The sequence below is a fragment of the Vreelandella zhuhanensis genome, from assembly GCF_009793355.1.
Taxonomy (GTDB): Bacteria; Pseudomonadota; Gammaproteobacteria; order Pseudomonadales; family Halomonadaceae; genus Vreelandella; species Vreelandella zhuhanensis.
The window spans coordinates 268,487-286,434 of sequence record NZ_WTKP01000005.1; the positions used below are offsets into that span (position 1 = coordinate 268,487).

Genomic DNA, 17,948 nt, shown 5'->3' on the forward strand with positions numbered 1-17,948 from the left:
CGCCTCATTCTTGTCTTGTGACTCATGGGATGTCACACACCCTAGGAACGCCATGCTGAAAATCGATATCGCCGAACGCCGCAACTGGAAAGGTTTGGCCAAAGAATTGGGCTTTCATTTCCACACCATCGAAGGCGCGCCTTACTGGAAAGAAGCGGCGTATTACCAATTCACCTTGACTCAGGTCGAAAATGACATTGAAGCTCCGACGGAAGCCTTGCACGAACTCTGCATGGCCATGGTCGAACGAGTCTGTCACTCCGATGAACTGATGCGACGCCTGGCCTTGCCCGAGTACATGTGGGAAACCATTCGCCGCTCATGGGCGGAGGGGCAGCCCCACCTTTATGGGCGTATGGATTTCGCCTATGACGGTAACGGACCGGCGAAGCTTCTCGAACTGAACTACGACACCCCCACTTCCATCTACGAAGCAGGTTTTTTTCAGTGGGTGTGGCTGGAACAAGCCATTCAGCAAGGGCTTATTCCACGTCAGGCCGACCAATACAACTCCATCCAGGAACGCCTGCTCAACGTCATGGCCCATCTGGGGCAGCGGCTCGAAGACGCAACGCTGCATTTTTCCTGCGTAAAAGATAACGTGGAAGAACGGGCCACCGTGCATTATCTGCAGGATATTGCGGTCCAGGCCGGTCTCAAGGCGCCTTTCGTGTTCATGCAGGATATTGGCCTGAACCCCGGCATGACGCATTTCGTCGATCTCGACGACAACCCGATTCAAGCCATCTTCAAGCTTTATCCATGGGAAGAAATGGCCCATGACACTTTTGGCGAACAGCTGCCCGCCATGCAAACCCACTGGTTCGAGCCACCTTGGAAGGCGATTCTGTCCAATAAAGGCATTCTGCCGTTATTATGGAAGTATAACGAAGGTCACCCCAACCTCTTGCCCGCCTTTTTCGACGACGACCCCAGCAAGCCGTTGCCCCCCGGCTGGGTGCGCAAGCCGTTTTTCTCGCGTGAGGGTAGCAATATCGAACTGATCACCGATGCCGGTGAACGCGAGTTTGTCGACGGGCCTTACACCGATAGCCCCTATATTCGCCAAGCGTATCAGCCCATGCCCAAATTTGGCGATCAGCATGCGCTGATCGGCAGCTGGGTGGTCGGCGATCGTGCTTGTGGCATGGGCATTCGTGAAGATAGCGGCAAGATCACCAAGGACACCTCGTGCTTTATTCCCCATGCGATTGTGTAGAGGGGATAGCGACTACAAAGGAAATAGCCAGGCGCCTCTTGGCGATTAACTCGCTCTTTTCCTTGAGAGGCTTCGAGGATTGGCTCAGTTCTTCTTGAACAGCTGTTCATCCCGATTCTTGAAGGCCTTGAATTCCAGGGCGTTACCCGAAGGGTCGTAGAAGAACATGGTGGCCTGTTCACCGGCTTCCCCTTTGAAGCGTATATAGGGCTCGATCTCGAAGGAGACCCCGTGTTCACGCAACTTCTTGGCCAATGCCTCCCAGGATGCCATGTCCAGCACCACGCCGAAATGCGGTACCGGCACGCCGTGACCATCGACCGGGTTCTTGTGGCTGGTGACGGGATTGTCCTTGAGCGCAGGATTCAAATGACACACGAACTGATGGCCGTAAAGATTGAAGTCCACCCAGCTTTCCGATGAGCGCCCCTCCGGGCAACCCAGAAAATTCCCGTAGAATTGACGAGCTTCGTCGATATCGCGTACTTGTACCGCGAGGTGAAAAGGATCAGACAGGTTCATGGTTACTCCTTGCCAGTGGCAATTCTTTGCCAGTGCTACGTTGAACCAGAAAACCCGGGCCGATTTCGACGACCCGGGCGCTTAACCAACAGCTTATCACTAACAGCTTAATGCTCAAGCCAGGCGTTTCAGTCGATCAACGGCACCAGGGAATCGATACTGCTCTTGGCATCGCCGTAGAACATGCGCGTATTCTCCTTGAAGAATAGCGGATTCTCGATACCCGAGTAGCCGGTACCCTGCCCACGCTTGGAAACGAACACCTGCTTGGCATTCCATACTTCCAATACCGGCATGCCGGCGATGGGGCTGTTGGGATCCTCCTGTGCCGCCGGGTTCACGATATCGTTGGAGCCAATCACGATAACCACGTCCGTATTCGGAAAGTCATCATTGATCTCATCCATTTCCATCACGATGTCGTAAGGCACCTTGGCCTCGGCCAACAGCACATTCATGTGCCCCGGCAAGCGGCCCGCCACGGGATGAATCGCAAAGCGTACATTCTTGCCCGCATCGCGCAGCTTGCGCGTCAATTCCCTGACTGAATTCTGCGCCTGGGCAACCGCCATGCCGTAACCCGGCACGATGATGACACTCTCCGCATCATTGAGCGCTGCCGCTACGCCACCGGCATCGATAGCCACCTGCTCGCCTTCGATCTCGGCGGACTCACCCTTGGCGCCGCCGCCAAAGCCACCCAGGATGACGCTGACGAAGTTGCGATTCATTGCTTTGCACATGATGTAGGAAAGAATCGCACCAGAAGACCCCACCAAAGCACCGGTAACGATCAAGAGGTCATTGGAAAGCGTGAACCCGATGGCCGCCGCCGCCCAGCCGGAATAGCTGTTGAGCATCGAAACCACCACCGGCATATCCGCCCCACCGATCCCCATGATCAAGTGATAACCGATGAAGAAAGCCAATGCCGCCAGTACCAGCAATGACCAGAAGCCCGCGCCGTTGAGATAGGCGATAGCCATGACCAGTGACAATACCGCCGCTGCCGCATTGAGCATGTGCCCGCCGGGCAACTGACGGGATTTACCATCGACCTTGCCCGCCAGCTTGCCGTAAGCAATCACCGAGCCGGTGAAGGTTACTGCGCCGATGAAGATGGCAAACACGATTTCGACTTGAAGAAACGTCAACTCGGCGGGGGTCTTGGTGACCAACAGGGCGGCAAAGGCCGAAAATCTATCCGTGGCCTCGCCTGCAAGTAGCGCCGAGGCGACCCGGGTACGCTCCAGATCCGCGCTCCAGGCCACGAACACCGCCGCCAGACCCACGAAACTGTGCAGTGCTGCGACCAGTTGCGGCATTTCGGTCATCGCGACGCGCTTGGCGATATTCCAACCGATCACCGACCCGATAAGAACCATCGGGATCATGATCCAGTAGCTACCGATTCCGGGTCCGAAGGCAGTGAACAACACCGCAATGGCCATGCCCACGATGCCATACCACACCGCCCGCTTGGCCTTTTCCTGATTACTCAACCCACCCAAGGAAAGGATGAAAAGTATACTTGCCGCAATTGCCGCGGCAGAAACGAAACCTTGACCTAACATGTCGTATCCCCGCGTTTATGATTTTTGGAACATGGCCAGCATCCGGCGTGTCACCAGGAAGCCACCCACGATATTGATGGTAGCGATCAGCACTGAAATCGCCGCAAGTATGACCACCACCCAGTTACCCGAGCCTATCTGCAAGACGGCCCCCAGAATAATGATCCCGGAAATGGCATTGGTCACCGCCATCAGTGGTGTATGTAGCGCATGGCTGACGTTCCATATCACCTGATAACCCACAAAACAGGCCAGCACGAAAACGATCAGATGCTGCATGAACGATGCCGGTGCGATTTGCCCCAACACCAGCATGAGTAACCCGCCCACCCCCAGCAATGTCACCTGACGCTTGGTCTGAGCCCGGATCGCCGCAAGCTCGGCGGCTTTCTTTTCTTCCGGCGTGGGCTCCTTGATCTTCTCCTTGGGCTTGGCAGTGGCAATCGCCTTTACCTTGGGCGGCGGAGGCGGAAAGGTGATCTCCCCCTGATGAGTGACCGTGGCGCCACGAATCACGTCATCTTCCATGTCATGCACGACGTCACCGTCTTTCTTCGGGGTGAGGTCAGTCAACATGTGGCGAATATTGGTGGAATAAAGCAGCGATGACTGAGTCGCCATCCGCGAGGGAAAATCAGTGTAGCCGACAATGGTCACACCGTTGTCGCTGACCACTTTCTCGTCGGGTTTGGTCAAATCGCAGTTGCCGCCTTTTTCGGCTGCAAGGTCGACAATCACCGAACCGGGCTTCATGGCTTTAACCATGTCCTCAAGCCACAATTTAGGCGCGGGCCTACCCGGAATCAGCGCCGTGGTGATGACGATATCGATCTCGGGCGCCTGCTCGCGGAAACATTCCAGCTGTTTCTCGCGAAATTCAGGGCTGGAAGGCGCGGCATAGCCACCGCTGCCGGCGCCATCCTGGTTCTCGTCGAAATCCAGAAACAGGAACTCGGCACCCATGGATTCGATCTGCTCGGCCACTTCAGGCCGCACATCGAAGGCACGCACCATGGCGCCCAGGCTGGTCGCGGTGCCGATAGCCGAAAGCCCCGCCACACCGGCACCGATGATCAACACCTTGGCCGGAGGCACCTTGCCCGCCGCCGTGACCTGACCGGTGAAAAAACGCCCAAAATTGTTGCCCGCCTCGATCACCGCGCGATAACCGGCGATATTGGCCATCGAGGACAGCGCATCCATCTTCTGCGCGCGGGAAATACGCGGCACCATGTCCATGGCAATTACGGTAGCGCCTTTGGCCCGGCACTCTTCCAGTAATGACTCATTCTGCGCCGGCCAGAAAAAGGCGATCAGTGTTTGACCTTCACGCAGGTAACCGACCTCCACCTGGGAAGGCTCACGTACCTTGATGACGATCTCGGCGTCGGCCCATAGCTTTTCGGCGCTATCGATGACGGTAACACCGGCCTCTTTATAGGCTTCGTCGGAAAAACCCGCCGCCGCACCGGCTCCGCTTTCCACCAGGCATTCGTGGCCCAATTTTTGTATGTGCACGGCGCTCTCGGGCGTCAAAGCGACACGCGCTTCGCCCTTGGCCGTTTCCCTGGGTGCTCCAATCTTCACAGTAAATCTCCCGAATTGTTGATGTTATAGCCACTTAGTTGTGCCTGGATGCCTAACATAGCGTTAACGGCATGAAGAGCCACTGTTTTTTTGATTAGCGAACGGCAACGTCACTCTCTTTATTCAGTGGACGAATGACGTCACTCACAATTTCGATTGCCTCAAGCGATAGGGTCTCTTTATGGTTAGCCTATGGCCTGCGGGTCGACCATGTCCACTCGCCGCTCGATATGTGCACTCCATGCAGAGCAATATGTTGGCGGGTTTTTCACAATAATTAAATAGTCCGGGAACTCCTATGACCCTCAGAAGAACAATATTCTTCAAAAAGACAATGCTGGCTTCTGTCATTGGTGCCGCCCTTGCAGGTACCGCCGTACTGCCTATGACTGCCAGTGCGGAAACCCTGCGTGTCGGCTACACAGCCGACCCGGAAACCCTCGATATCCACGAACAGCTTTCCGGTGGCATGCTGCGTTTCTCCCACCTGTCCTTTGATCCCCTGGTGCGCTGGACCAAGGATTTCGAGTTTGAGCCGCGTCTAGCCACTGAATGGGAACAGGTTGACGAAACCACCATGCGCATGAGCTTGCGTGAAGGCGTCACTTTCCATTCCGGCAACCCCCTCACCGCCGAAGATGTGGTCTGGACCATCGAACGCTTGAAAGAAAGCCCCGACTACCGTGCCATTTTCGAGCCGGTGGAAAGTGCCGAAGCGCTTGACGACCACACCGTCGAGATCAAGACCAGCGAGCCCTACCCGTTGTTGCTCAACCTGGCCACTTACATCTTCCCCATGGATCGCGCCTTTTATACCGGCGAAACCGACGATGGCGATGAGAAGTCCGAGATCGTCAAGGCGGGCAATTCCTATGCCTCGCGTCATGTCTCGGGCACCGGCCCGTTCATCGTTACCGAACGACGCCAAGGCGTGCGCGTGGATTTCGAACGCTTCGATGATTACTGGGACACCGACACAGGTAACGTCGACCGCATCGTGCTGACGCCGATTGCCGAAAACGCTTCGCGTGTCGCGGCGCTGCTTTCCGGTGGTGTTGATTTCATCGATGCCGTGCCGCCCAACGACCTGGAGCGCGTTCGTGAGGCCGACGATGTCAAACTGGTCGAGATCAATGGCACCCGTATCATCGGCTTCCAGCTCAACGAAGAACGCGTTGAAGCCTTCCAGGACCCACGGGTACGCCAGGCTGTTGCCTACGCCATCAATCAGGAAGCAATCGCCGACCGTTTGATGCGCGGCTTCGCCACACCGGCGGCGCAGTTCTCGCCGGAAGGTTACTCCGGCCACAACCCCGATCTGACACCACGCTATGACGTCGAACATGCCCAGGAGCTGATGGCCGAAGCCGGTTATGCAGATGGCTTCACCATCGACATGATTGCTCCCAACAACCGCTACGTGAACGATGCCCAGATTGCCCAGGCCGTGTCCAACATGCTGGCGCGCATCAATATTGACGTGAACCTGCGCACCATGCCACTGGCCCAGTACTGGCCGGAATATGACACTCGCCAGTCTGACGCGGCAATGATCGGGTGGCACGCGGATACCGAAGACAGCGCCAACTTCTTTCAGTACCTGACCTTCTGTATCGATGAAGAAACCGGTGCCGGGCAGTACAACTACGGTAGCTATTGCAACGAAGAAATCGATGCCTTGGTAACCGCGGCCGATAGCGAAACCGACCTTGAAAAGCGCAACGCAATGCTGCGTGAAGCAGAAGCCATGCTCTACGAAGATGCCGGTTACATTCCCTTGCACTGGCAGAACCTGGCTTACGCTGCACGCGAGGGTGTGAAGATCGAACCAGTCGTCAACGCTATCGATTTCCCCTACCTGGGTGATCTCGTCATCAGCGAATAATCGCAAGTTTTTCTAGAGCGCATGGATGCTTCGCCCTTCGGCCAGTTCCGAAGGGCGTAGCCTTTTGCCGTGACAAAACTTTCCCCCTGTTTTACTCCTTCATATAGGTGGCGCGAGCCATGATTGCGTTTTTGATCAAGCGGCTGATGCACGCGATATTGGTGATGTTTATCATCAGCGTGCTTGCCTTCGCCATCCAGGACAACCTGGGTGATCCCGTCCAACAAATGGTGGGACAATCGGTACCCGAAAGTGAACGCGAAGCCCTACGTGAGCGCCTCGGTCTCAATGATCCTTTTCTGGTGCAATACGGCCGTTTTGCGCTCAATGCGGTACAGGGTGACTTCGGCACCTCTTATTTCTATCGTGAGCCCGCTCTTGACGTCATTGCGCGGCATCTGCCGGCCACCCTGGAGCTGGTCTTCGCTTCCATGTTGATCATCGTGCTGTTTTCGGTGCCCATTGGGGTGTACAGCGCCATCAAGCCGCGTGCCATGCTGTCGCGCTTTTTCATGGGTGTATCGATTGTAGGCATTTCGGTACCGGTGTTTCTGACGGCGATCATCCTGATCCAGATATTTTCCATCGGCATAACGATAACGCTGTTTCCCGAGTCGACAGGCTGGGGCAGCTGGCTCAACGACTTCTTCTCAACCGAAGGCAACATGCCGTCGTTCGGGCGTGGCTATGACCTGGTGCAGGTGTTCGGACACTGGGAGACCAACCTGGCGACCTGGAACGGCCTACAACACCTGGTACTGCCCTCCATTGCCCTGGCATCGATCATGTTGCCGCTGTTCATTCGCCTGATTCGAGCGGAAATGATGGAAGTCATGCAGTCCGACTACGTCAAGTATGCCCGTGCCAAAGGCATCTCGATGCGTCGGGTGTATTTCGTCCATGCGCTGAAAAACACCATGCTGCCGGTGATTACCGTTGGCGGCGTGCAGATAGGCACCATGGTGGCCTATGCCATCCTCACTGAAACCGTCTTCCAGTGGCCGGGCATGGGCCTGATGTTCCTGGATGCGATCAATCGCGCGGATACACCCTTGATCGTCAGTTATCTGATGATCGTCGGGGTAATCTTCGTGGTGACCAACACCATCGTCGACCTGGTCTATGGCCTGGTGAACCCCACCGTCAAACTCACCGGTAAGCCCGCATGACGACACCGACCGTTACTCAGAGTAATTCTCAAACGACCCGACCGCGCATCCCCAGCCGCTGGGAGCGTCTGCGCGATTCCTACCTCTGGTACAGCTTCAAACGCGACCATACTGCCCAGCTGTGCCTGGCTATTTTCATCGGCCTGGTCATCGTGGCATTCGCCTCGCCGTTGCTGGCGCCCACCGACCCTTATGACTTGCGCCAGATCGACATCATGGCATCCGAGTTACCGCCCTTCTGGATCGAGGGTGCCGACGAACGCTTTATTCTAGGCACCGACGCCCAAGGGCGCGACCTGTTGTCGATCATTTTATACGGCACTCGGGTGTCACTTTTGATCGGCTTTGGCGCCGTGATCCTGCAAGCACTGCTAGGCATCACTTTTGGTCTGATGGCAGGCTATTTAGGTGGCCGCGTGGATGCCCTGCTGATGCGTCTGGCGGATATCCAGCTATCATTTTCCACCTTGATGGTCGCCATCGTGGTGGGCGCCGTAGTCAAAGCGACCATGGGGGGCGCCTTTTACAGCGAATATGCGATCATCATGCTGATCCTGATCATCGGCCTGGCAGAATGGCCGCAGTATGCGAGAACCGTCAGGGCCTCGGTGCTGGCGGAAAAAAACAAGGAATACGTGGATGCCGCCAGGGTCATGGGCCTGCGCAGTAAACGCATCATGTTCCGCCATGTGCTGCCCAACACCCTGTCACCGATTTTCGTGATCTCCACGGTACAGATCGCCAATGCCATCATCTCGGAAGCGGCGCTGTCGTTTTTGGGGTTGGGCATGCCGGAGACGCATCCTTCGCTGGGTTCACTGATCAAATCCGGGTTCGACTATATCCAGTCAGGCTCCTGGTGGATCACTCTGATTCCCGGTGCGGTACTGGTGATACTGGTGCTGTCCATCAACCTCCTGGGTGACTGGCTGCGCGACGTCATGAACCCACGACTCTACAAAGGCTGAGGTGCACCATGGCATTGCTGGAAGTAACCAATCTGGACTTACGCTTTGGTTTACGCCAAGGCGAAGTACGCGCTTTACGCGACGTCAGTTTTACCCTGGAGCGTGGCGAACGCCTGGGCATCGTCGGTGAATCCGGCGCAGGAAAATCCGTGGCTGCCTTTTCCTTGTTGAACTTGGTCGGCAAGCCGGGGTTTATTGCCGGCGGGAGTATCACCTTCGACGGCCTCGAGCTGAACTCGATGTCCGAGCACGCCTTGCGCAAAGTACGCGGCAACCGGATCTCGATGATTTTCCAGGATCCGATGATGACCCTGAACCCGGTGCTCTCGATCGGCGAGCAGATGGTCGAGTGCCTCAAGGCCCACCGGCGGATTTCATCGAAAAAGGCCCGCGCCATTGCGCTGGACAAGCTGCAACAGGTCCAGATTCCGTCGCCGGAGACCCGTCTGGATCAGTATCCACATGAGCTTTCGGGTGGCATGCGCCAACGCATCATCATCGCCATTGCGCTGTTGCTCGACCCGGATATCATCATTGCCGATGAACCGACCACGGCGCTGGATGTCACCATCCAGGCGGAAATCATGGCGTTGCTGCTGGATCTGTGCGAGCAGCACAACGTCGGCCTGATCCTGATCACCCATGACCTGGGGGTGGTCAGCCAGGTCACCCAACGCATGCTGGTCATGTATGCCGGTCGCGTCATCGAGCAGGGACTGACCCGCGAGATCATCAACGACCCGCAACATCCTTACACCCAAGGATTGATCAACGCCTTGCCGCAAATGGCGACGCCCGGGGAACGGCTCAACCAGATTCGCGGCAGTATGCCGTCATTATCCAACCTGCCCAATGGTTGCGCCTTCCATCCGCGCTGCGATTTCATCAATAAAGCCAACGGCGAACCACGCCCGGCCTGTGTCCAGGAGGTGCCTGAATTCGTTGATTCGGGTAATTGCCGCGTCGCCTGCCACATGGTGGCGGAAATGCAGGAAGACCGCCGCCTGAAGTTGGAGGAGATATCATGAACGCGACTGCCATGGACCTGAAAGACGCTAACCTGGAGAGCGTCGACACCCCGACCCAAAACGAGGAAAGCGCCGACTCATTGCTACAGATACGCAATCTGAAGAAGCGTTTTTCGCTGTCCGGTGACTTTCTCGAACAGCTGCGTTTCAAGGGTGGCAAGTTGATCCGGCACCGTGAATACGTGCATGCCATCAATGGCGTCAACCTGGACATCAAGCGCGGTGAAGCACTTTGCGTGGTCGGCGAGTCCGGCTGCGGCAAATCCACCGTGGCACGTACCGTCATGGGGTTGTTGACCCCCACGGCAGGTGAAATCAGTTACGCCGGCCAGCGTATCGACAACCTCAGCTCGCGTGAGTTATTGCCGTTTCGCAAGCGCATGCAGATGATTTTCCAGAACCCCTATGCATCACTCAATCCGCGCATGACCATCCAGCAAACCCTGGAAGAGCCGCTTCGCCTGCACCACCCGGACTGGAATCGCCTGAAAGTGCAGGAAAAGGTTCAGGAGGTGATGAGCTCGGTGGGCATCGACCCGGACTGGGGCAAGCGCTTTGGTCATGAATTTTCCGGCGGCCAGCGCCAGCGCATCGCCATTGCCCGGGCGCTGGCTGTCGACCCCGAATTCATCGTTGCCGACGAGCCTATTTCGGCATTGGATGTGTCCATTCAAGCCCAGGTGCTCAACCTGCTGATGGATGCCCAGCGTGACCGCAACCTGACCTATCTGTTCATCACCCATGACTTGGCCGTGGTGGAACACTTCGGTACTCGCGTGGCAGTCATGTACCTGGGCACGGTGTGTGAAATTGCCACCACCGCCACTCTGTTCAACAAGCCACGTCACCCTTACACCCAGGCCCTGCTGTCGGCGATTCCGCGTCTAGAGGATGACCGCCCCCAGCATATTCGTCTGAAAGGCGAAGTGCCCACGCCGGTCAATCTGCCCAGCGGCTGCGTGTTCCATGGGCGCTGCCCGTATGCCAATACGCGCTGCCGCCAGGAGATCCCCACGCTGGTCACTCAATTGGATGGCACCCGGGTAGCGTGCCATGCGGTGGAGGAAAATCGCTTATGAAGTCAGTCATATCGTCTGCAGGTTCAGCGAGGTAATTCATGGAAATTCGCTGGCTGGAAGATTTCATCGCCCTGGCCAGAACACGGCATTTTTCGCGGGCGGCGGATGAGCAGAACGTCACTCAACCCACCTTTTCGCGACGGATCAAGTTACTCGAAGAAGAAATGGGCGCCACCCTGATCAACCGCCAGACGTTGCCGCTGTCGCTCACCCCGGCAGGGGAGGAATTTCTGGCGCTGAGTGAAGAAGTTACCGAGCGTGTTCGTCTGGCGCGTGACCGGGTAAGAGAGATCAGTGCCGGGCAGCAACGCCGCATCATGCTCGCGGCGCCCCAAAGCGTCTTGGTGCACTTTTTGCCTCAGTGGCTTTGCGTGATTGACCAGCAGTCACGCATACAGCCCTACCTGCGTGCCACCGGCTGGACCGCCAGCGAGTACTTTCAAGCACTGGGACGTGGCGAATGCGATCTGGCTCTGTGCTACTGGCCCAAGGAACGTTGCGAACTGGACCTGGATACCAGTGCCTGCAGCTATCGGGTGATCGGCCATGAACGCCTGATTGCAGTCACCACGCCGGATGCTCAAGGCAAGCCCAGCGCCGTGCTCCCCGGTAGTCGCAGCCAACCCATCGCATGGCTTACCTATCCCAAACGTAGCTTGCTCGGTTCGGCGGTCAAGGCCCATCTGTCGCGCCTGGCTCAGGGCACTCACCTGATGGCTCAGAGCGAAAATTCCTATGCCGCCAGCATCAAGGAATTGGTGCTGCTAGGTTACGGCATGAGCTGGCTACCCGAACGCACGATCAAGGCGGAACTGGAAAGCGGCCAACTGGTACGCGCAGGCGACACACGCTGGGACGTTCCCATGGAATTGCGCCTTTATCGTCATCAAAACCAACATCATGCCGGGCTGGATGCCTTCTGGGCCACCGTACCCAGCTTCCCGACTCCATGCCCTTGAACGGATTATCGATATGCATGTAACAGCACTCGAAACACTGCATGCCCAACAGGGCGAGCATTTGGTCCACTTGCAACGCAGTTACGCCACCTTGCTGGAAACACACGGTTTCGATGCCGTCTTGCTCTACAGTGGTCACGCTACTGCGCATTATGCCGATGATCAATTTCCTGCCTTTCAAACCTTCGGCCACTTCATGCACTGGGTACCGATGGCCGACATACAGCACAGCTGGCTTTTGATTCAACCCGGGCGCAATCCCCAGCTTTATCTGCATGCGCCAACCGATTTCTGGCATTTGCCCACCGCCCTTCCCGATGAGCCCTGGGTCGCCGCCTTTGACGTGACCCTGAGCCCTGAGCCCTTGCTTCCGACCTTGCCAGGCGAGCGTATCGCGATACTGGGCGACACCAGCTCTCTAGCCCAGGCGTCCGACATAAAGCCCGATATCAAGCCCAATCCGGACGCTTTGCTGAAGGCGCTGGACGAGCTACGCATGCATAAAAGCGCATACGAAATCAGCTGCTTGCGTTCAGCAAACCGTATGGCGCTGGCCGGGCACCAGGCAGCCCGCGAGGCTTTTTCCCAAGGCGCCGGCGAGCTCGACATTCAGCTGGCTTACCTGGGCGCCAGCCGCCAGCGCGAGTCCGCGGTGCCCTACCAAAACATCATCGGCACCAATCATCACGCTGGGGTGCTGCATTATCAGCATTACGACCTGAACGCCTCGTCCAAGCGCCACAGTCTGCTAGTGGATGCCGGGTACCGTTATCGCGGTTATTGCGCCGATATCACTCGCACCCAGGCAGGGCCGGATGCCCCGGCCGCCTTCGGGGAGCTGATCGATGCCATGCAACAGCTGCAAACCCAATTGATCGAGAGTGTTCGGCCCGGCGTCAACTTCGTGGATCTGCATCGACAGATGCATCGCAGCTTAGGCGAAGTGCTACAAAGCCAAGGGCTTATCCATTGTTCGGCAGAAGAAGCCGTGACCCTGGGCATTACCCGCGCCTTTTGTCCCCATGGCCTGGGACACTCGCTGGGACTTCAAGTGCACGACGTTGCCGGGCGGCGCCTCCCGGACGGCACACCGAACCCACCGCCTATAGAGCATCCCGCCTTGCGTCTGACCCGCGAATTGACGCCTGGCATGGTGGTCACCATCGAGCCTGGCCTGTACTTCATCCCCATGCTGCTCGAACCGCTGCGTGCTGCTGAAACGGGCAAGATGATTGACTGGCAGCGGGTGGACGCTCTCACGCCCTGCGGCGGCATTCGTATCGAAGACAACATTGCCGTGACCGACACCGGATTCGATAACCTCACCGCCCCCTGACCCCGAGCACCCTTGTGCCAAGCGCTCAGGTTTTAACCAGGCCTCTGCGCTCGTGCCACTCAGCGATGCTTTCCTCGGGAGCGGTATCGAAACATTTGTCGTTGTCCCGGGCATCGACCTCGACCCAGTTGGCCTTGCTGTTCAATAGCAGATGAACCCGTTCTGGGGGAATTGGCAGGTCGCTATCGAGCGCTGAGGCGAAAGGATGGATCAGCTCCGGCCAACGCGGGTCGTAAACCCACAGGGCACTGGCGCAATTACCACAGAAGTGGCGTTCCCCCACGCTCGGCTCCCCTTCGATCAGTGCATGGTAGACGCGCTTATGCTCGCTACCTTGCACTTCGAGCGTCTCGGCACGTCCACTCAGGTTGATGGCATAGCCACCGCCTCCGGCGGTCTTGCGGCAAATCGAGCAATAGCAGCGTTGATAAGGATACGGATGCGGTGACTCCAGGCTAAAGTGCACGGAACCGCAGTGACAGGAACCTTCAAGCAACATATGACCTCCCTTACGTCAGCTTGCGTCTGAAAACCTCCCTGAACCATAGCCGATATTGCGCAAAGCAGCATTTGTCCCCGCCCGCTCCCTTACGTACACTTGTTTGATTCTTGAACTCCTTTTGATGATTAAGCCGAGGCACGACCCATGGCGTTTGAATCCACTTCCTCCTACATCGCAACCGATGCCTTGAAACAAGCGGTCAATGCCGCCGTCACGCTCCAGCGTCCACTGCTGATAAAAGGCGAGCCGGGCACCGGCAAGACCCTGCTGGCGGAAGAACTGGCCGCCAGCCTGGGTACGCGGTTGCTTACCTGGCATATCAAGTCCAGCACCAAGGCAGCCCAAGGGCTATATGAATACGATGCGGTCAGCCGCCTGCGTGACTCCCAGCTGGGTGTCGAGGGCGTGGAAAATGTCGGCAACTACATCAAGCCCGGCAAACTGTGGGAAGCGTTTACCGCCGGCGAACGGGTGGTGTTGCTGATCGATGAGATCGACAAGGCGGATATCGAATTCCCCAACGACCTGCTCCAGGAGCTGGATCGCATGGAGTTCCATGTCTACGAAACCGGCGAGACCATTACCGCCGAACACCGCCCGATCATCATCATTACCTCGAACAATGAGAAAGAGCTGCCGGATGCCTTCCTGCGCCGCTGCTTTTTCCACTACATCGAGTTTCCCGACCGCGAGACCATGCAGGCCATCGTCGACGTTCACTTTCCGGATATCGCACCGAAGCTGGTCAGCGAAGCGCTGGAAGTGTTCTTCGACCTGCGCCAGGCTCCCGGGCTAAAGAAGAAACCTTCCACCTCAGAGCTGGTCGACTGGCTGAAGCTCTTGATGGCCGATGAACTGGCCCGCGAAGCGCTCTATTCCCGCAACCCGGTGAAAGCGATTCCACCGCTGGCCGGCGCCCTGGTCAAGAATGAACAGGATACCCACCTGCTCGAGCGGCTGGCCTTCATGCTGCGCCGCCAAGGCAACCCGAGGCGCTAAGCCATGTTCATCACTCTGTTCGAGACCCTCAAACGTGCTGGCGTGCCGGTATCGATCCGTGAACTGCTCGACCTGCATGCGGTGGTCGAACGCGGCGTGGTGTTCGCCGACATGGACGCCTTCTACCAGGTGGCGCGTACCGTCATGGTCAAGGATGAACGCCATTTCGACCGCTTCGATCGTGCCTTTGCCGCCTGGTTCGAAGGGCTGGAAAACCTGGATGCCGCCATCGAGGCCCTGATTCCGGATGACTGGTTGCGCCGCGAGTTCGAAAAGCAACTCAGCGAAGAAGAGAAGGCCCAGATCGAATCCCTGGGCGGGCTGGAAAACCTGATCGAAACCTTCAAGAAACGCCTGGAGGAGCAGAAGGAGCGCCATGCCGGAGGCAACAAATGGATCGGTACCGGTGGTACCAGTCCCTTCGGTGCCTACGGCTACAACCCCGAAGGGATTCGCATTGGCCAGGAAGGCTCCCGCCATCGCCGGGCCATCAAGGTATGGGACGAGCGGCGCTTTCGCGATTACGACGACTCCCTGGAACTCGGCACGCGCAATATCAAGATGGCCTTGCGCAGGCTGCGCAAGTTCGCTCGCCAAGGGGCACTTGATGAATTCGATGTCAACGGCACCATCCGTGAGACCGCGCGAGACGCCGGGCTGCTCAATGTGCAGATGCGCCCGGAACGGCATAATTCGGTGAAGGTACTATTGTTTCTGGATGTGGGCGGCTCCATGGATGACCACATTCGCGTCTGCGAGGAACTGTTCTCGGCGGCACGCTCGGAATTCAAGCATCTTGAACATTATTACTTTCACAACTGCCTGTACGAAGGCGTGTGGCGCAACAACATGCGGCGCGGCAACGAACGAATTCCCACCCTGGATGTGCTGCATACCTATGGCAGCGATTATCAGGTGGTCATCGTTGGGGATGCCGCCATGTCGCCCTATGAAATCACTCATCCCGGTGGCAGCGTCGAGCATTTCAACGACGAAGCCGGCGGTGTATGGCTCAAGCGACTCACGGAAAAATTTCCACGCCTGGCCTGGCTCAATCCCATGTCACCCCGTGCCTGGGAAACCACCTATTCCACCGGTTTGATCCGTGAACTGATAGACGACCGCATGTACCCCATGACCCTGGAAGGCCTAGAAAACGCCATGCGGGAATTGGCCAAGTAAAATAGAGGTAGCCGACCCGTCGAATATTGAGCGCGCCACTGACGCGCCTTCGGCTGCTATGCTGCCTGTGTTTCTCTGCCGGAGCCAACCTCATGTCGACTCGCCCCAATCCGCGAATACTGCTACGCCTGCTCGGATTGTTACGTCCTTATCACTGGCGTCTGGTGCTGGCGGGGGTTGCCTTGCTGGTGGCGGCGTCCAGCGTGCTGGTGCTAGGCCAAGGGTTGCGGTTAGTGATCGACCAGGGGTTTCTAGCCGCCGACCGTAGCCGGCTCAACCAGGCATTGGGCCTGATGCTTGCGGTAGTCAGCGTGCTGGCGATGGCCTCGGCGCTACGCTATTACCTGGTGACCTGGATTGGCGAACGCCTGGCAGGCGATCTTCGCCGCCAGGTTTTCGATCATCTGCTGTCCCTGGAACCGAGTTTTTTTGAAGCCAGCAACGGCGAAGGTGGTGGTGCCGGCGAGATCACCTCGCGTCTCACCGCCGATACCAGCGTCCTGCAAAGCCTGTTCGGTTCTTCGCTGTCGATGGCGGTACGCAATCTTCTGATGCTGGTCGGCGCCGTCATCCTGATGCTGGTCACCCAGCCGTTGCTTTCGGCCATCGTCCTGTTGGGCATTCCCGCGACGGTGTTGCCGATTCTCTGGTACGGGCGCCGAGTGCGGCGGCTTTCGCGTTTCAGCCAGAATCGAGTGGCGGAACTGGGCCGCTACGCGGGGGAAGCCCTGAACGGCATCCGCACCGTTCAAGCCTTTCATCACGAAAATATAGAAAGATATAACTACGCTCAGCGTGTCGAAGAGGCTTTCACCAGTGCCGTCGAACGCACCCGCCAACGGGCCTGGCTAACCGGTATCGCCATGTTGGTGGTCTTCGTCGCCGTGGGCATCATGCTCTGGCAAGGGGGCCAGGCGGTGCTGGCCGGCACCATGACCGCCGGCGAACTCTCGGCGTTCGTTTTTTATGCTGTGCTGGCCGCAAGCGCCGTGGCCACACTTTCAGAGGTGGCGGGCGACGTACAGCGAGCGGCGGGCGCTGCGGAAAGGTTACTCGAATTACTCGATACGCAGCCTGAGATTCATGCGCCCACCCATGCCGCCACACTTCCCGAGCCGATAAACGGCGACATCCGTTTCGAAGCGGTCGATTTCACCTACCCTGGCCGCCAACAACCGGCACTCGAAGGGCTTGATCTGCATATTCGTTCGGGGGAACGCGTAGCGTTGGTAGGGCCTTCTGGCGCTGGCAAGAGCACCTTGCTTTCGCTGTTATTGCGTTTTCATGACCCCGACACTGGCCGGCTGATGCTTGACGGCATTGACCTGCGAAAACTTGAGCCGCAATCGCTACGTCGCACCCTGGGACTGGTGGCGCAGGAACCCACCTTGTTCACCGGCAGTGCCGCCGAGAACCTGCGTTACGGCAAACCCGATGCCACCCTGGAAGAGCTTCGCGACGCCGCCCGTAATGCCAACGCCTTGAGCTTCATCGAGGCGCTACCCTTGGGGTTCGACACACCGCTTGGCGCTGGGGGTATACAGCTTTCCGGTGGCCAGCGCCAGCGCCTGGCTATTGCTCGAGCACTTCTCAAGAACCCGCGCGTACTGCTGTTGGATGAAGCCACCAGTGCCTTGGACGCCGAAAGTGAGCGGCTCGTGCAACAGGCGCTTGACCGGCTGATGCAAGGACGCACCAGCCTGGTAATCGCTCACCGATTGGCTACGGTGGTTGCCGCCGACCGCTTGCTGGTGCTGGAGGCAGGTAAATTGGTTGCCCAGGGCCGTCATAATGAACTGCTGGAATCGAGCCCTTTATATCGCCATTTGGCCGAACTGCAGTTCGGTACTCATCAAGGCATTTCGTACGTCGGCGAGATTTAGCACAAGCAAGGTGTTTGCTGAAACACTACTTTTCCGACTAAATTGATGAATGCTTA

The 17,948-nt window shown here is 57.6% G+C and carries 15 protein-coding genes; 11 read left to right on the forward strand and 4 right to left on the reverse strand.

The features are described 5' to 3' along the window. The first annotated feature begins 52 nt into the window (after positions 1–52). Positions 53–1,219: a glutathionylspermidine synthase family protein gene (locus GPM19_RS09200; RefSeq protein WP_160418736.1), complete on the forward strand. Its 1,167-nt coding sequence runs from the start codon at positions 53–55 to the stop codon at positions 1,217–1,219. Between the two features lie 84 nt (positions 1,220–1,303). On the opposite strand, the gene GPM19_RS09205 is transcribed toward GPM19_RS09200, so the two are convergent. The 3 genes from GPM19_RS09205 to GPM19_RS09215 all read right to left on the reverse strand — a co-directional run bounded on the left by GPM19_RS09205 (position 1,304) and on the right by GPM19_RS09215 (position 4,902). After that, positions 1,304–1,741, reverse strand: coding sequence for a VOC family protein (locus GPM19_RS09205; RefSeq protein WP_160418737.1), 438 nt, complete (start codon positions 1,739–1,741; stop codon positions 1,304–1,306). A gap of 128 nt (positions 1,742–1,869) precedes the next feature. Next, positions 1,870–3,315, reverse strand: a complete 1,446-nt coding sequence (locus GPM19_RS09210) for an NAD(P)(+) transhydrogenase (Re/Si-specific) subunit beta (RefSeq protein WP_160418738.1) — start codon at positions 3,313–3,315, stop codon at positions 1,870–1,872. 15 nt (positions 3,316–3,330) lie between these two features. Then, positions 3,331–4,902, reverse strand: a complete 1,572-nt coding sequence (locus tag GPM19_RS09215) for a Re/Si-specific NAD(P)(+) transhydrogenase subunit alpha (protein WP_160418739.1) — start codon at positions 4,900–4,902, stop codon at positions 3,331–3,333. 316 nt (positions 4,903–5,218) lie between these two features. Between GPM19_RS09215 and GPM19_RS09220 the strand changes: the two genes are divergently transcribed. The 7 genes from GPM19_RS09220 (at position 5,219) to pepQ (ending at position 13,326) form a co-directional block, all read left to right on the forward strand. Continuing rightward, complete coding sequence (locus GPM19_RS09220) at positions 5,219–6,787, forward strand: ABC transporter substrate-binding protein (RefSeq protein WP_160418786.1); 1,569 nt, start codon at positions 5,219–5,221, stop codon at positions 6,785–6,787. Between the two features lie 119 nt (positions 6,788–6,906). After that, the gene (locus tag GPM19_RS09225; RefSeq protein ID WP_160418740.1) at positions 6,907–7,956 is read left to right on the forward strand and encodes an ABC transporter permease; all 1,050 of its coding nucleotides are present in this window, start codon (positions 6,907–6,909) and stop codon (positions 7,954–7,956) included. After that, complete coding sequence (locus tag GPM19_RS09230) at positions 7,953–8,924, forward strand: ABC transporter permease (RefSeq protein WP_160418741.1); 972 nt, start codon at positions 7,953–7,955, stop codon at positions 8,922–8,924. Before GPM19_RS09225 ends, GPM19_RS09230 begins: the two co-directional genes overlap by 4 nt. Before the next feature lie 8 nt (positions 8,925–8,932). Then, on the forward strand, positions 8,933–9,952 hold the full coding sequence (locus tag GPM19_RS09235) for an ABC transporter ATP-binding protein (RefSeq protein WP_160418742.1): 1,020 nt from the start codon (positions 8,933–8,935) through the stop codon (positions 9,950–9,952). An 11-nt stretch (positions 9,953–9,963) separates the two neighbouring features. After that, positions 9,964–11,031, forward strand: coding sequence for an ABC transporter ATP-binding protein (locus GPM19_RS09240; RefSeq protein ID WP_160418787.1), 1,068 nt, complete (start codon positions 9,964–9,966; stop codon positions 11,029–11,031). Between the two features lie 38 nt (positions 11,032–11,069). Beyond that, positions 11,070–11,990 (forward strand): LysR family transcriptional regulator, encoded by a 921-nt coding sequence (locus GPM19_RS09245; protein WP_160418743.1) that lies wholly within the window; start codon positions 11,070–11,072, stop codon positions 11,988–11,990. A gap of 13 nt (positions 11,991–12,003) precedes the next feature. Continuing rightward, a complete protein-coding gene (pepQ, locus tag GPM19_RS09250; protein ID WP_160418744.1) occupies positions 12,004–13,326 on the forward strand; it encodes a Xaa-Pro dipeptidase in 1,323 nt (440 codons plus the stop codon). 25 nt (positions 13,327–13,351) lie between these two features. On the opposite strand, the gene GPM19_RS09255 is transcribed toward pepQ, so the two are convergent. Next, entirely contained in the window at positions 13,352–13,825 is a 474-nt protein-coding gene (locus GPM19_RS09255; protein ID WP_160418745.1) for a GFA family protein, read from the reverse strand. 147 nt (positions 13,826–13,972) lie between these two features. Between GPM19_RS09255 and GPM19_RS09260 the strand changes: the two genes are divergently transcribed. From GPM19_RS09260 to GPM19_RS09270, 3 genes are all read left to right on the forward strand, one after another. Beyond that, positions 13,973–14,827, forward strand: a complete 855-nt coding sequence (locus GPM19_RS09260; protein ID WP_160418746.1) for an AAA family ATPase — start codon at positions 13,973–13,975, stop codon at positions 14,825–14,827. A 3-nt stretch (positions 14,828–14,830) separates the two neighbouring features. Then, complete coding sequence (locus GPM19_RS09265) at positions 14,831–16,009, forward strand: vWA domain-containing protein (protein WP_160418747.1); 1,179 nt, start codon at positions 14,831–14,833, stop codon at positions 16,007–16,009. Positions 16,010–16,101: 92 nt separating this feature from the next. Continuing rightward, a complete protein-coding gene (locus tag GPM19_RS09270; protein WP_160418748.1) occupies positions 16,102–17,892 on the forward strand; it encodes an ABC transporter transmembrane domain-containing protein in 1,791 nt (596 codons plus the stop codon). The last annotated feature ends 56 nt before the right edge of the window (positions 17,893–17,948 follow it).